The sequence below is a fragment of the Marinobacter sediminum genome (genome assembly GCF_016820575.1).
In the GTDB taxonomy this organism is placed as follows: domain Bacteria; phylum Pseudomonadota; class Gammaproteobacteria; order Pseudomonadales; family Oleiphilaceae; genus Marinobacter; species Marinobacter sediminum.
Map to the genome: position 1 here is coordinate 39,421 of NZ_JAEMQH010000004.1, position 14,770 is coordinate 54,190.

General features: G+C 52.8%; 14 protein-coding genes and 1 tRNA gene. 8 read left to right on the forward strand and 7 right to left on the reverse strand.

Annotation, left to right across the window (positions count from 1 at the left end; genetic code table 11):
- Positions 1 to 639 (reverse strand): TIGR04282 family arsenosugar biosynthesis glycosyltransferase, encoded by a 639-nt coding sequence (locus FGO67_RS15635; protein ID WP_203301622.1) that lies wholly within the window; start codon positions 637 to 639, stop codon positions 1 to 3.
- On the reverse strand, positions 632 to 1,333 hold the full coding sequence (locus tag FGO67_RS15640; protein ID WP_238942510.1) for a TIGR04283 family arsenosugar biosynthesis glycosyltransferase: 702 nt from the start codon (positions 1,331 to 1,333) through the stop codon (positions 632 to 634). Before FGO67_RS15640 ends, FGO67_RS15635 begins: the two co-directional genes overlap by 8 nt.
- A gap of 86 nt (positions 1,334 to 1,419) precedes the next feature.
- Between FGO67_RS15640 and FGO67_RS15645 the strand changes: the two genes are divergently transcribed.
- Together FGO67_RS15645 and FGO67_RS15650 are read left to right on the forward strand one after the other, a co-directional pair.
- A tRNA-Arg gene (locus FGO67_RS15645) sits at positions 1,420 to 1,496 on the forward strand.
- A gap of 78 nt (positions 1,497 to 1,574) precedes the next feature.
- On the forward strand, positions 1,575 to 2,957 hold the full coding sequence (locus FGO67_RS15650) for a tyrosine-type recombinase/integrase (protein WP_203301623.1): 1,383 nt from the start codon (positions 1,575 to 1,577) through the stop codon (positions 2,955 to 2,957).
- A gap of 15 nt (positions 2,958 to 2,972) precedes the next feature.
- On the opposite strand, the gene FGO67_RS15655 is transcribed toward FGO67_RS15650, so the two are convergent.
- Positions 2,973 to 4,244: a hypothetical protein gene (locus FGO67_RS15655; RefSeq protein WP_203301624.1), complete on the reverse strand. Its 1,272-nt coding sequence runs from the start codon at positions 4,242 to 4,244 to the stop codon at positions 2,973 to 2,975.
- A 267-nt stretch (positions 4,245 to 4,511) separates the two neighbouring features.
- The gene (locus tag FGO67_RS15660; RefSeq protein WP_203301625.1) at positions 4,512 to 5,135 is read right to left on the reverse strand and encodes a recombinase family protein; all 624 of its coding nucleotides are present in this window, start codon (positions 5,133 to 5,135) and stop codon (positions 4,512 to 4,514) included.
- Positions 5,136 to 5,429: 294 nt separating this feature from the next.
- On the opposite strand from FGO67_RS15660, the gene FGO67_RS17385 reads away from it, so the two are divergent.
- From FGO67_RS17385 to FGO67_RS15675, 3 genes are read left to right on the forward strand one after another with little or no spacing between them, the layout of a single operon-like run.
- Complete coding sequence (locus FGO67_RS17385; RefSeq protein WP_374787871.1) at positions 5,430 to 5,699, forward strand: type II toxin-antitoxin system HigB family toxin; 270 nt, start codon at positions 5,430 to 5,432, stop codon at positions 5,697 to 5,699.
- The gene (locus FGO67_RS15670; RefSeq protein ID WP_203301627.1) at positions 5,696 to 6,919 is read left to right on the forward strand and encodes an ImmA/IrrE family metallo-endopeptidase; all 1,224 of its coding nucleotides are present in this window, start codon (positions 5,696 to 5,698) and stop codon (positions 6,917 to 6,919) included. Before FGO67_RS17385 ends, FGO67_RS15670 begins: the two co-directional genes overlap by 4 nt.
- Complete coding sequence (locus FGO67_RS15675) at positions 6,916 to 8,049, forward strand: beta family protein (RefSeq protein WP_203301628.1); 1,134 nt, start codon at positions 6,916 to 6,918, stop codon at positions 8,047 to 8,049. The genes FGO67_RS15670 and FGO67_RS15675 overlap by 4 nt, the downstream gene beginning before the upstream one ends.
- Positions 8,050 to 8,104: 55 nt before the next feature.
- Here the strand turns inward: FGO67_RS15675 and FGO67_RS15680 are convergent, their stop codons facing one another.
- Entirely contained in the window at positions 8,105 to 9,613 is a 1,509-nt protein-coding gene (locus tag FGO67_RS15680; protein WP_203301629.1) for a reverse transcriptase domain-containing protein, read from the reverse strand.
- Between the two features lie 613 nt (positions 9,614 to 10,226).
- Between FGO67_RS15680 and FGO67_RS15685 the strand changes: the two genes are divergently transcribed.
- The 3 genes from FGO67_RS15685 to FGO67_RS15695 all read left to right on the forward strand — a co-directional run bounded on the left by FGO67_RS15685 (position 10,227) and on the right by FGO67_RS15695 (position 13,689).
- A complete protein-coding gene (locus FGO67_RS15685) occupies positions 10,227 to 11,420 on the forward strand; it encodes an MFS transporter (protein WP_203301630.1) in 1,194 nt (397 codons plus the stop codon).
- Positions 11,421 to 11,676: 256 nt separating this feature from the next.
- A complete protein-coding gene (locus tag FGO67_RS15690) occupies positions 11,677 to 12,891 on the forward strand; it encodes a hypothetical protein (protein ID WP_203301631.1) in 1,215 nt (404 codons plus the stop codon).
- A 132-nt stretch (positions 12,892 to 13,023) separates the two neighbouring features.
- Positions 13,024 to 13,689 (forward strand): hypothetical protein, encoded by a 666-nt coding sequence (locus FGO67_RS15695; protein ID WP_203301632.1) that lies wholly within the window; start codon positions 13,024 to 13,026, stop codon positions 13,687 to 13,689.
- Between the two features lie 21 nt (positions 13,690 to 13,710).
- Here the strand turns inward: FGO67_RS15695 and FGO67_RS15700 are convergent, their stop codons facing one another.
- Both FGO67_RS15700 and FGO67_RS15705 read right to left on the reverse strand, forming a co-directional pair.
- Positions 13,711 to 14,334 (reverse strand): L-threonylcarbamoyladenylate synthase, encoded by a 624-nt coding sequence (locus tag FGO67_RS15700; RefSeq protein WP_041342551.1) that lies wholly within the window; start codon positions 14,332 to 14,334, stop codon positions 13,711 to 13,713.
- A complete protein-coding gene (locus FGO67_RS15705; RefSeq protein WP_203301633.1) occupies positions 14,331 to 14,687 on the reverse strand; it encodes a BolA family protein in 357 nt (118 codons plus the stop codon). Before FGO67_RS15705 ends, FGO67_RS15700 begins: the two co-directional genes overlap by 4 nt.
- Between the last annotated feature and the right edge of the window lie 83 nt (positions 14,688 to 14,770).

Genomic DNA, 14,770 nt, shown 5'->3' on the forward strand with positions numbered 1-14,770 from the left:
TTAGGCGTCAATCAGGCGCTGAAAACGGGCCCAGTCTTCGGGCTCATCCACATCCCAGCGGGGCTCCAGCAAACTGACGCGGAGCCCCAGCTGTTTAAGCCGGGCCTGGGTTTGCTTCAGAACCCGCTCACTGCCCCAGTCAATATCATCCAACATACCCGGCATCACGCGGCTGGCGCCGATCAGGACATAGCCGCCGTCGTCCGACGGACCGAGCACCACATCAAACTCGTTCAGCTTTTCCAGCGCCTGACGCACATACTGGGGATCTACCGAGGGGCAATCGCTGCCAATCACCACGGCCCGGGAGTGCTGCTCCAGAGAAGATGTCAAAGCGGCCAGCATCCGGTCGCCCAGAGTTCCACCTTGCTGGATTTTCTGCTCCAGGCCAGCGCATTCCAGGTTGTGCACGATGGAATCGGCTTCCAAAGGGATCCGTTCAAGCTCGCGATCCCACCAGAACTGCACCGGATAACCGGTGGCACAGAGATTGTCGAGAACCGCCAGAGTCAGGGTAACGTGAGCGCGAAGAGCACCCCCGGCACCGAGCGCCGGCATCAAACGTGTCTTCACCCGGCCCTCTTCCGGCCATTTAGCGAATTGCATTAACACTGCGTTCGGGCAGTTGGTATCAGGCATTGCGGACATCCGAGCGGTAGGCCTGGGCCAGGGATTCCGGCGACTCGCCGCGCCAGTAGCGCCAGCGTAACCGCCACATCAGAAAAATCGTACGCCACGGCCCCAGTTTTTCCCAGCGCCGGCTGTCGGTGATCACTGGCGACCGAACACAAAACGGACGGGAGGCCAGACGCAGGCGCCGGGAAAACTCGACGTCCTCCATCAGTGGCAGCGGCTGGAAGCCACCCAGAGCTTCAAACACATCCCGGCGAACAAATATCGCCTGATCGCCGGTGCAGATTCCCGTCAGCCGGGACCGGGTGTTCATGAACCAGGCTATCACTCGGAACAGAGGCCGCTGCGCGCTCAGGCGCACATCGAACCGACCCCAAGCGCGGCGAGTTGCCATAAAAGCTTGTAAACGCGGGAGCGCATCGGAAGGGAGCCGGGTATCGGCATGCAGGAACAGCAACATATGGCCACGGGCGACCGTTGCACCGGCGTTCATCTGGGCGGCGCGGCCCTTTTCGGCATCGACAACCCGATCGCACAGTGGCCGTGCGAGCGCAGCGGTGCCATCGTCACTGCCAGCATCCACCACAATGACTTCATGGCCGGCTCGTCGCAGCGGCGCCAGCGCTTCGAGGGTACTTGTAATGCCGGTTGCTTCGTTCCACACCGGCATCACCACACTAAGGGAAAACTGATCAGGCAACGTTCACTCCGGGATACCTAGGAATCAGGGCTACACCTTGAGCCGCCCGCTTCAGACCGCTATCATACCGCCCTTCCTGAGAAATTGCCCCCGTAGCTCATCTGGATAGAGCGTCCCCCTCCTAAGGGGAAGGTAGCAGGTTCGAGTCCTGCCGGGGGTACCAGCTTAAAACTTCAGACTCTTGTTTTCATTGAGGTTTTAACGGAAAATCCCGCCGTATCGGTATCACATCTGGGACACGATGAGTGATACCACCATGCCTAACGTACTCCACCGCTCCGGCGCATTAACAGTGACAATCGACTATCTGTGGCAAAAGCACACCAAAGGCCCTTATTACTACCGACGCCGAGTGCCCAAGGACATAGCGCCGCGCATCGGCAAGAAAGTCCGTCAGGTCGCCTTGAAGACATATGACAAGATGGCAGCAGCCAAACTGATTGACAGCCTTGCCAAAGCTGACGATGCGCACTGGAAGCAACTCAGAGAAGGCACAGGATTAGGCGGGTCTCGGGGAGACGCAGAAAAACTACTTGAGCGCTTCAATCTTGAGCCTGAGCCGATAGCAGAACAGACTGGCCCCTATGCTGACATTGGCCATGAGCTGTTCATCGAAGCCCTCGAAAAGAAAGTTCCAGGCGACGCTACCAGCGTACAGCCACACTTGACAGACGCAGAGCTACGGGCGCTGGCCATCATTCAAGGTCGAGAGTCATTCACGCTGAGTGACGCTAAGCAGGTCTACTTGAAGAAACGGGGGGCGCTCACACCTATCGGGGCCACCAAGCGGATACACAATAATGCCGTCCTAGCCTTCAATCTTGTCATCAATGAAACAGGAGACAATGAGATCAGGCGTGTACGTCGCCGAGATGTCACCCGTGTCATTGAAAAAGCACTGGAACAGGGCCTCAAGACCACCTCAATACGGAGACGGCTTAACACTGTCCGAGCTGCTATCAATGATTTGATTCGTGAATATGAACTGGCAGACGTACGCAACCCCTTCACTGGCTTTGAGATACCCAACTACGGGAAAGACGAAGAAAAGCGCGAGGGCCTGAATGATGCACAAGTCGAGCGACTGCGTGAGCATGCTGGTAAAACCGAAGGCGACACCAGCAACATCATCGGTCTATTGCTAGACACAGGGGCGCGTATCTCTGAGGTTGTCGGGATGCAGCGAGAGGACGTGGTGTTAGACGCTGAGACTCCTCATATTGTCATCAAGGAGAACCCCCTACGCGGTCTGAAAACCAAAGCATCGAGGCGCAAAGTTCCGCTCGTGGGTCATGCCCTGCTCGCCGCACAGAGAGCCATCAAGACGGCCAGTGACCAATACCTATTCCCGCGATATATGACAGGCGAGCGGGTCAAGAACGACGCTGCGTCCGCCTCGGTCAACAAGGCGCTTGCAAAGCTGAAATGCGGGACGGCGCACCAGATGCGACACACCATGAAGACACGGCTTGCTAATGCTGACGTCTCTCTGGATCGCATAGAGGAAATCCAAGGCTGGCGCAGCCGGGACACAATGGCGCACCACTACGGCGAACAGACAGCACTGAAGAACATGCATGCAGCCTTGATCAGATCACTGTCAGCTAGTACTGAAGGGTCATAGAGACCGCTTCGTTCACTAACTGGCTGCTACCAGCAGGGCCTCAATGTCCGGCATTGGCTCCCAATCAATCACCGCATCGAAACCGGTCAACTCTCGATAACTCTCGGCGGCGGCTTCCATTACCCAGAAGGCATGCTCAGTTGCGACGATAAAACTGTCGTGAACCGGAAGAATTGGGATTTCCAAGGCCACGGCTTTCGTCAGCACAGCATCAACAATCTGGCTATCGAGGTACTGAAGGCGCTTCCAGTCCGACTGGAAAAACCTATGAGATATTTCCGGATGCTCCTCAGCGTAGGTCTCGAGATGTTCGCGGGCTTCATCCGAGTTAAGCTGAGCGTTACGCATCAATGCTCGATGAGCTTGCCTGAAAGAATCGCAGTTTATGCTAAGCAGGCTGACCAGCTTCGTCAGCTCGCGGGGGCGGCTTCCTGAGGAATAACAGTCTTCTGGAGCTGCTATACCCTCTGCGTTGTATAGCAAACGCGGGTGAAGGCTTTTGTAATCCAGTTCAACGGTCGGTTTTCCGTCCACCGTAATAGTCGCTCTCTCGCCTTTCCTCAGTCCCTGAGCACCGCAATAGAAGCGTCCACCGGACCTGAAATCGCCGCTGAACACTCGGTAGCATCTGAGACTGCTGGTCGGAATCGCACGCCGTTCATCGCTCTCAAGGTAGCTCTGTTTGTCTATCATTGGCACGTACGACCACGCGTACAGAAACCGAAGACTGTTTGCCGCATCGACTCGCTCACGCATCGCCAAAGTCAACGCTTCGTCTACGTAATCCTGAAGCCGTTTGTCACCGTCTTTCAGGACAATGGTTTCGCCGCTTTCTCTCAGAGTGACAGCCATAACGTCCTCGGAATGCTCAAAAAGCCAACTTTTAAGCGACCGTGTAGGCAGCCAGAGTGAGGCTACACCTTTAGGAGAGTCTGCCCCTTTGAAGCCTTTCCAACATTCCGCAAACTCAATAGCCACCAACGCATCCAGTGCCTTTGTAAACTGCGTCGTGCTGAAATCGCAGACTCGGTAACGATCAGGCTCGCTTACGCGAGAAGTTGACCGCTTGTGTATAAAGCCGCAAAGAGCCCCTTTAAGCTCCCCAAAGTCAGCGGCTTGCGCCAACATAAGCAATGCAGCCATCAACGCCTGTCTCTGTCCTCGCTTTCCTCGATTGCCAATCGCTGGAAACAGAAAACCGAAAAGTTCATCAACGCAGGCACCATCAAGCCCTGCTCCGAAATCGGGAAGAAAGGACCAAACTTCCTTTCGACCACCTTCTGGCATGGACTGTTTGTGGTGACTGGTCTCCCAAACGGAGTTCCGCTCGATATTCGCTATTCGGGGGGGCAAATTAAACACGGGCTCTAAGTGATTTCTTTATGAGTCAAAGGGGGCGTGGAGTTTACCCTTTAGGCACTAATGGCTCTACAAAGGGTTATTGATATAGATGAATAACCCCTTCATATACCTTGATAACAACAGGGTGCTAGACACAGGCATGAAGCTGCTGCCAGCTTTTCTCCCTAAGGTGTGGGTTATCAAATAACCAGCTCACTTGGCTTCTTTGGCACCTGCCAGCACCCGACACACGGTTGCTTTGGAATACCCAGACAGCTTGGCGATGTCATTTAAAGTATGCCCAGCATCCCGCAACTCGATAACGCGCTGATGCCGCTTGGAGTCTGCCTGTCGCCCCCTGTACTTGCCTTCCTGCTTTGCCTTCTGAATGCCCTGCCCCTGACGTTTGCGCCGATCCTCGTAGTCCTTGCGGGCTATGGCAGCCAGCATATCCAGCATCATCGTATTGATTGCCTTCAACATTGACTGCATAAAGTCCTGGCCGTCCTTCACGTTAAACGCTTGGTAGGAGGTCGGGAGGTCCTTGGCCACCACCGAAAGCCCCTTGTCTTCGATCTGGCGTTTGAGGCGCTGCCAATCCTCATCCTTGAGCCTCGTTAGGCGGTCTACTTGCTCCAAAAGCAGGATGTCACCGGGCTGTGAGTCATTTAGCAGACGCTGCAACTCGGGGCGGTCCAGCGTCGCCCCTGAGACGTTCTCGACGTAGTACGAGGCGACGCGTCGCCCGTGCTCCTCAGCGAAGGCAGTCAGCTCCTCCCTCGCTCTCTCAGCATTCTGATCATCGGTCGAGGCTCGCAGATAAGCACGGACAAACATGCAGTAGACTCCCTGTGTCTCATTAAGGTTGTCTCAATATCTACTGTCTCATATAGGTTGTCAAGCAATTACTTTTCGTCGGACCTCAGGTGGTCGCATGGAGACATACCTTGCTGAGACATAACGAAAAGGGGGCCTACGGGGGACACCGCCGAGACGAGCCCATGTAAAAGTCCAACAAATTTTTTTCATTCGCGTGATCAAGTGTTCCCGTTTTGGGAATTTATTCTTGACCAAGCCATCAAATGGTGAGAACATTGTTCCCAATATGGGAATATTCAGAGATCTTAGGTTATGAGGTTAGTGGGCCGCGAGAGGGTCTTCAGTTGCAACGTAAGCGACACAGCCACACAAGAGTGGCTATCTGCATGGATGTCAGAAGTCTCCGAGAGCCAATGGTCATCTCCATCTGAGCTCTTGGACCACTATCCATCCGCCCATGATTTGGGGAAAGGAGTATTCCTGTTTTCAGTTGGTGACGGAGGCATGTTTTTGGAAGTTCTTTTTTCATTCCCACAGAAAATCGCATGTATTCTCAATTTCAAAGAAAGTAACGAACGATGATCGAACAAGCCAGGGTCATAAAAACTGAAGGCCAGTACCAGAGCTATCTGAGTGAGGTTCAGTCGCTGCTGTTGGCTAGCCCCGAGATAGGAAGTGAAGACAGCGAAAGGCTGGAATTGCTTACTGTACTGTTGGAAAACTACGAGAATCAGAAATATCCAGTTGAAGCCCCCGATCCAATTGCTGCGATCAAGTTTCGGATGCAAGAAAAGGGACTTAAACAAGCTGATTTAATTCCCTATTTTGGAACGCGTAGCAGAGTTTCCGAGGTTCTATCTGGCAAACGCCCTTTAACACTTCAAATGATTCGTGCACTTTCGGTGGGGCTGGGAATATCTGCGGAAACGCTGATTGGCCTTCCAGAGAAAGAGAGACCGACACAGCAAGAGATTGATTGGTCCCGTTTCCCGGCAAAAGAAATGGTCGCGCGAGGCTGGATTCAAAAGGCTGCCGGACGCGCCAAGCGAAGCATTGAAGACCAAGTACAGGAATTCATCTCACAAATCGGTTGGCAACTTGGCGATGCCGCTTTTAAGCGAAGCATATCTGGCGAAGCATTCTCGCCGACCACCAAATATTCACTGTACGCCTGGCTTTCTCGCGTTATCCAAAAGGCAAGAGAGCGAAAACAGTTTGTCGGGAAATATGATGAATCAGCTCTTTCTAACCAAACGCTTAGAGAACTTGCGCAGCTAAGCTGGTTCGAAAATGGCCCCAAGCTAGCCATCGAGTATTTAGAGAAGATCGGTATCTGTATCGTGGTAGAACCTCATCTCAAAGGAACTATGCTGGATGGCGCTGCCCTCAAGGATACCGATGGTACACCTGTCATAGGCCTAACCATTCGTCACGACAGATTAGACAACTTCTGGTTTACGCTTCTGCATGAAGTTGTCCATATCTGGAAACACGTTGGCGAAGATGACACCTTTATGGATGACCTTGATTCATCAGCTTCGACTGACAAAAGAGAGGCTGAGGCAAACCGATTGGCACGCGAAGCCCTGATTCCACGCGTATCATGGAAAAGGAGCCAAGCCTATCTTTCTCCGTCGAAAGAGGCTATTGATGAGCTATCGCGCAAACTAAAAGTAAGCCCAGCAATAATCGCGGGGCGCATCCGACGAGAAAAAGGAAATTATCGTCTTTTTGCTGACCTAGTCGGGCACGGAGAAGTCAGTAAGGTTCTATTCAATCGCGGTGAAGAGGGCGAAAAATGATTCCCACATACATTCCCATATTGAAGGGCAAGAAGGGCGAATTTGACGCTCTCAAGCATACAAATCCTAGCACGGCTGAGAGGCTGAAACCGCTATTTGAGGTGCCAGCATTCGCAGGTAGTATCGCAGAGTCCAAACGATTCCAAGACCTCGCACAACCGACAGTTGCATTTCTCAACGAGCTTGCGGTCAAGATGGCGAACGTTTGGGAGGGAAGGCGGTGCTTTGTGGATGCACGCCATTGGGCGCCAAATGCCACCCTCGAGAATGGCGAGCACGTTCTTAGCTATGTGCACTCTCGACTTGCTTCGCTCGGTGTCCTTTCTAACCCCGTGGTTAACTACGATGTCTGGGACGACCCAGAGTATCAGGAAGTTTTCAAAGATGCTGGAGTCGGCAACGACGCAACTTTGTGCATTCGCCTACAGTCCGACGCGATGGAAGACCTAGACGATCCTGAGTACTTCATGGAACGACTTGAGGAAATCATTGCGTCAACAGCCTTTGAAGAGGCAAGAATCTGCGTTCTCATTGATTTCGGCGATACAGCTCCTCTGTCCGTGATCGACATGCAGGCGGAAGTGGAGAAATGTCTGGCCGCCCTATCTCGCTGGCGTTTCGCTTACATAGCCATCGCTGGCAGTTCTATCCCGACGCTGATAAACGACGCGGTTGAAGAAATCAACTCGACTGGCTTCGTCACAAGAAAAGAGATGCTTACATGGAAGGCCCTGAAAAAGGCATATCCTTCCAAGAACCTTGTTTTTTCTGATTACGCCATTCGCAACCCCAATGCTGTTGACGATGTTCCGGCAACTCATGCGAATGGAAAGATCAGATACACGATTACGAATCAGTTTTTCGTAGTCCGTGGCCACTCAATGCAGCTTCATGACAAAGGCAAGCAGTACCACAGGCTTTCAGCCGTGGTCGCCAATAGCAGCCATTTCCTTGGAAGGAATTTTAGCTATGGAGACGAGCATATCTATTGTTGTGCAAAAGGCGAAGGCGGGTGCGGCAACCCGACCACTCGGATAACTATCGATACGACCCACCATCTGAGGGCAGTCACAACTGAAGTCTTGGAGTTCACTGTGGCAACCGCCAAAGATGTAGAAAAGAGCCGATAAATTTCAAACAAATCCGGGCGCTCAAGGAAGAGCGCCCTCTCACCTAAATCACGGGTCAGTAATTGTATTCGTTTGATTTTGGGTTCATCACCCCTTCAATGCCGCGATTTTTCAACCCTAGCTGCAAGGCTTTCTGAACTAATAGAAAGCTTGGCACTTCTAGCAGAGGCTTTCCATGAGCCCCTATCTTTCTCTCTCGAAAGGCTTCGACTAGCTCATTGCGCTTTACGTTAAATGGGAAATCGGCGTAACAATTATATTTCCAGCCGTTTAACAGTTTCGCTCGCAAACGCAGAGACCGAAAGATTGTAGATACGAGCCAACCATCCAAGTGTTTCAATTGTTCAAAATCGTCTACCAACGGGTAAAAGCTCATAATACCTTTGAACTTGATTCTCTTGGTGCGGCCATTGATATAGCTTTCTAATTGATGGCTCGTCAATCCGCCGTACAAATATCTTCTAATCTGCATCATCGCAGAGAGTAATGCCTCATCCCTTCCACCAGAAGGAATTCTCAAGCCCTTTAGCCGCAGCCCCTTTAGCGGTTGTATGAGATTCCTATACAAAATATACGCAATTTGATTCTGAATCTTCTCTACAGATGCAGGCTTGATACTTACAGCATCTACCGATATTCCATACCCTAAAAACTCTATGCTACTTTTGGTGCTGCTGAGCTCAGAAGGCAAGTCTTCTCGAGTTAACAAACTGATGCCTTCTGATTTCTTCGCGTTTATTTTTACTCCAGCGGCAGTTGAAAAATCGTTTATCGCCGTGAAAGCGTCGCACACCTTCTGATAGCTCGAACTCCAGATGACCGTGTCATCGGCATAGCGCGCGAATTTCACACCGTTGCCTTCCAAAGTCTTGTCAAGTTTCCAACAAACGAGGTTTGCTAAAAACAAAGAGATAGATGTCCCTTGAGGAATTCCTACTTCGCGCTCTCCCAGGAATGCATCAATTACTTTCCTTTCCTCCTCGCTTATATAAAACCCGTTGCAATCAAACTGCTCACGCAAATACTCATGAGAGATAGAACCGAAGAAATCAGAAAAGTCGAACTCAGCGACGAATGCTCTTGCGTTGAGTGATAGGTCTACAGAAATATCCTGGATAGCGAAGTGTACGTTACGATCATTTCGATAGGCGTAGGAAAATGAGCTAAATCGATGCTTATTTTTTGCCAGTAATCTCTCATAGAAAATTCGCGAAACAGCGACATCTGGCAACTGATATATAGAAAGCACTCGCTTTCCGCCGCCAGGCTTGTCTATCTTCTTCTGGTGCGGCTCGCTGGGCTTATATGTCCCATTCGCCAGCTTCTTGGTAATAGACTTTGCGATGGCTTTTCTCTTCTTCCTCACATAGAAGGGATTAAACTTCTTATCCTGACTCCAGTAGTCTGGCTTTTTGATTATCTTTTCAGGAGCATCATCAACACGAGCTTTGTTCCTCTGATGCTCGAGGTGCAGGAAATTGTGATAGGAATGGTAACGTTCGATTAGTTTCTCTGCTTCTTCCGTGATTACAGAACAGAGATAGTCTTCAAAGCGGTTAGTCATAAAAACAAAAAGCCCGTCCAATGAACGGGCCTCCCACGGGTGCAACCACGTAAAAGTAAGTTTCAATTTGGTCGAAGCCTAGAAGCCTCTTCCCCTGTCAACCTATTGGGCACCCGTTCGCTCCCTAGGAACGTATTTTCGCTCCCGTCGGAGCTTTCCGCCTCATTGGGGCGTACTCGAACACTACCATAGGAAAAGCTCGCTTTGAATCAATCTGCCCCAATTAAACTGCCATCAGGTTCAGAAAACACCGCAAAGTTTTGAAGATAGGCTTGCTTCTGATTTACTGCGGTCGGACGCTTCGGGGAATAGAAGTCAGCGACAGGCGGTGGACATGGAACTCAGAGCACCACCAACTACCCCATATTTATAGGGCACACTGCATCATGCCACCGGTATCACAATCGGTATCACACGCGCACCATTGACGGCTCACTAAAGAACAATATAACGTTACTTTTCAGCCACCTAAAAATGATACCGTTGGTGCCCTGCTCCTGCCGGGGGTACCAGCCTATGACCATCTTATGGTAAAAAATTCAGCGTATTGCCACTCAAGTCCAGGCCTATGACTTCACAAGTCCCACCAGCGCCTGCCTTTCCAAAGACGACCATGGCCACCCTTCTGGCACTGTACATAGCCCAGGGACTGCCTTCGGGATTATTCGCCCACGCCCTGCCGGTATTCTGGCGAGAGGCGGGCATCGGCCTGGCCTGGATCGGCGCGCTGAAACTGCTGGCTTTGCCCTGGATTCTGAAAGCCTTGTGGGCGCCTGTCATTGATCGCAGTCTTTGGAGTGTGGCTCCGGTGCGCTGGGTGTTCGGGCTGCAATCATTGGCCGCCTTGTGTCTGATCGGTCTTGGAATCGTTGGCCTAACCCCCCAAGGCCCCTGGCTGCCACTGACGGTCGCTGCAATTTTGTTGATCAATCTGTTGATGGCGACCCAGGACGTCATTACCGATGGACTCGCCGTTCGGCATGTACCTGCGATTTGGCGAGGGCTGGCCAATACCCTGCAGGTGGCCGGATACAAAATCGGCATGTTAGCTGGCGGCGCTTTTTTGCTGATCCTGGCCAGCCACGTTGACACACAAACCGCCCTCCTACTTCCAGCATGTCTGTTGATTCTGCTGTTAGCGCTGGTTTTTCGCGCCCCCATTCTTCGCAATCCGCACCCTCCCTCTAGTTCAGCAGGCGACGCGGAGCCTGGAATCATCGACGGATTCATCGGCCTCATTCGCCAGCCAGGGATGCTGTTCTGGTTGGGCGTTGTGGCCTGCTACAAAGTCGGTGATGCGATGGGTTCAGGTATGGTGCGCCCGATGCTGACCGACGGTGGCTGGACATCCGAGGCCATTGGAAATTTCACACTGGCCACCACCATGGCCGGCCTGTTGGGCGCGGCCATCGGCGGATGGCTTTACACCAAACTGGGCGGCCGGCGCAGCCTGATTTGGGCAGGTATCGCCCAGGCCGTGACAATTAGCGCCTGGGCACTGGTCGCAGTTAAGGGCACCGGTGCTGCCTTGGTATACGGGGTTGGAATCGCCGAGCAATTGGCCGATGGCGCATCCACAGTAGTGCTGTTTGCGATGATGATGAATCTTTGTCGGCAGCAGTGGGCCGGAACGGACTTTACCGTGCAGGCGTCCATTCAGGTCGTGATTGCGGGCCTGTTTGGCTTGCTGGGCGGAATGATCGCTCAAACTTACAGTTATGAATTACTGCTCGGGCTTGCGGGATGTTTGGGCCTTGCCGTGGTGCTTGTGTTTGCCCTCCGTAGCCCGAAAACGCTGTCCCCCTAGGGGACCGGTACACCAAAGCGCATTCCATGGGTACATCTGTCCATTTTTTTTACAGTACCTGATTCACTAACTTTACAACTCCACCAATACCCCTCGAGAGCTATTGGACAATAAGGATTTTATTGCCCATGGCTTACTCCTTGCACCAAATGCTTCAGTCGACGGGTCCGGAACGACGTTAATGGGTCAATAAAGTGTAAAATGCCTAGCCTCCGGACATCCGCTCTTTATTCCTCATCACTGAGGTTGTAAGACGATGACAGGTCGCCAGCTCTTTACGGGTGCAGTTTTTTGGGCTCTTGGTGCAACAGCGCATGCACTGCAGACTGATCTGTTCAACCTCTATGGCGAGGTAACCGGAGGCTTCATTTCAGATGAGGCTCTAACCAACACCTCTGGCCGGGAAACCCAAATCTGGAAAATGACACAGGTTCTGGTTGGCCTGACTTACACGGCTGACGATTCTGCCTGGTCAGCGCGTATTGAATGGCTTCCTTTATCCGACGACCTATGTTTTGAGCGAGAGAACGCCACATGCGGCGACTATTACAAGAACATCGGAACCAGCCTGCTCTACTTCGGTGAGCATCCGGTACGCGAAGCCGCCGCACTCTATCAAGGGGATGGGTGGTCGGTAGACATCGGTCGAATCATTAATCCCTATGGCCTGTCACTGGACGAAGCACCCTACCGTCATCGCCATGACGCACCCCACGCCTATTACATCGACAAGGAATTAGTGAGCGGCGTCAACCTGGAAACCCAGATACATCGATGGACAGCTTCGCTCGGTGTTTTTGGCGGTCGCGGCGATCCGGGCAGCTCATACAACTACTACATGGACGGGCAAGCTGACCCGAACGTTAAAGACAACAACACACCTTTGTTCGAAGCGACACTGGCCTACCGGCGGCTAGGCACACGGAGCACCCAAACTCTTTATGGCGGTTATCACCACACCAAGACCGGCTCTGCCGCAGGGAGCTTATACAGCGGTAAACACAACGATGAAAGATCCCAGGTTGGGCTGGATCTCACCTACTCACCAACGTCGTCGCTGATAACCGGCTATCGCCTGCTCGCCCAATACAGTCAGTACACACTGGGACTGACTACTAAAGGCGAGCAAGGCCGCTCCACACCGATCCAAAGCCAGGATCTGGTTAAACGGGGTTTATTCGTAACTGGCGTCGTTGAATTCGGATCAAGATTTGAGCTTGCCTACACCTACGAAGAACTCGACCGAATCGACACCCTGGTATGGGATCGTATTGCGAACTTTGACCCGTCACATCCGGCGTTCAATTCTGTAGAACGCAATCACATCCTGAGTATCGCGTATCAACTTAATCGCAATGTCGAATTCTCGGCCTTTTATCGGCAGTCAGATTTTGACTACGCTTTCATCTCCGACATAAAGCCGGAAACAGACACTGACAAGGCTGGATTCCTGGTCCACTTTGAGTTCTGACGCCGACTTTAAGCTTTGCCCCCCAAGTTTTACTCACCGGTTTTTGGATAATGGCCCAAAAAGTGCTTCCTAACACCTCAGACGACGATTTTCCGGCACACCACACCGTGAGCCGAGGGAGGACACAACGCCATGTCGCTACTGACATCTCTGATTCGAGCCAGCACCCAGTTTCAGCAAGCTATGGAAAAGCGCCCAGCGCCCGAGGGTTCGGGGCAAGGCGCTCCCGCGAAGGCAGAAGCGGCGCAGCCCCAGCCGGCTGGATCGCCCGGAGATGACCGCTTTACGCCATCCGGTGACAACGTTGCAGACCTGGCCAAACAGAAATCTCGTAAGCTAGCCATGGCAGAGTACAAGCAAACCGTGGGGCAGGATCTTGCCTTTGTGCGGGAAACGCTGCGGCACAAGCTTGCCGAGTACAACCTGCAACCCGGCACTGCGCTCAGTGTGAACCGGAGTGAATCCGGTGGCGTTCAGGTTTCGGGCGGTATTCCCGAACAGGCGAAAGCCTCGATTGAGAACGATCTGAATGTGAACAAGAACTTCAAGGACGCGTTCGGCCGGCTGAGCATCAACGAGCCCACGCTCGGATTCATGGACAACGCCCTTAAGCTTAACCATGCCTACGGCGTGAACAACCCGCTGCTGGACACCCTGGTCAGCGAAAACCAGCAGTTCAACGGGCTGCAGGACTTGGTACACCGTTACGACAGCCTGCGCCGTTCCGCCGGCACTGAACAGTTCGGGGTGGCCGACAACAACAGGAACTACGCGTTCAATCTGAACGCGCGCGCCTGATCGTCAGACATTGCCTGATCATTAGACATTAAAGGGGGCGGGATCGCCTTTTCCGACCCGGGTGACCGCCGGCGCCTCGCCGGTGAAGTCAACCACCGTGGTGGCCTCCATACCGCAGAAACCTCCGTCGATGATCAGGTCCAGCTCGTGTTCCAGGGTTTCCCGGATATCGTAGGGGTCCGTCATGGGCTCGGTTTCGCCAGGCAGGATCAGGGTACTGCTCATGATGGGTTCGCCCAGCTCCCCCAATAATTCCTGAACAATGGCATTGTCCGGAACCCGAACCCCAACGGAGCGGCGCTTGGGGTGCAACAGCCGGCGCGGCACTTCACTGGTGGCATCGAGAATGAACGTGTAAGGCCCAGGCGTGAAATTCTTGAGCAGGCGATACTGGGTATTATCCACTTTGGCGTACACGCCGATATCGGACAGATCCCGACACACCAGGGTAAAGTTGTGCTTATCGTCCAGGCGTCGAATCCGCTTGATTCGATCCGCCGCTTGCTTGTCCCCCAGGTGACAGCCAATGGCATAGGCTGAGTCCGTGGGGTACACGATTACCCCACCCCGGCGGAGAATATCCACGGCCTGATTAATCAGACGTTTTTGGGGGGTCTCTGGGTGAATCTGGAAAAACTGGCTCATGCGTCCTCTCCCTGACCTGTGGGCGCTGTCATGGCGGGGTCCTTTTTCGATCCACCCAGACAATTGGGTGACTCCGGTGCGGACTGACCGGTCGCCTCCCACTCCTCCGGCGAATACAAGTGCAGTGCCAGAGCGTGCACTTCACCCGCCAACTCTTCCGCCAGAACCCGATAGATTGCCTGGTGGCGTTTAACCTTCATCTGACCTTCAAAGTCCGCTGAGACCAGGGTTACCTTGAAATGAGTCTCCGAATTCGGTGGCACGCTGTGCTTATGACTTTCGTTCTCCACATGCAGGAGGCGGGCATCGAAAGCCTTATTCAGCTTTGTTTCGATTGCGTTCTGGATCTTCATAATTCGTCCATTCTCCGAATACGTTCTGTTACTGCAGTCTACTACACAAACCACCAACCACCCGAACCTTGACAGGAAAGAGC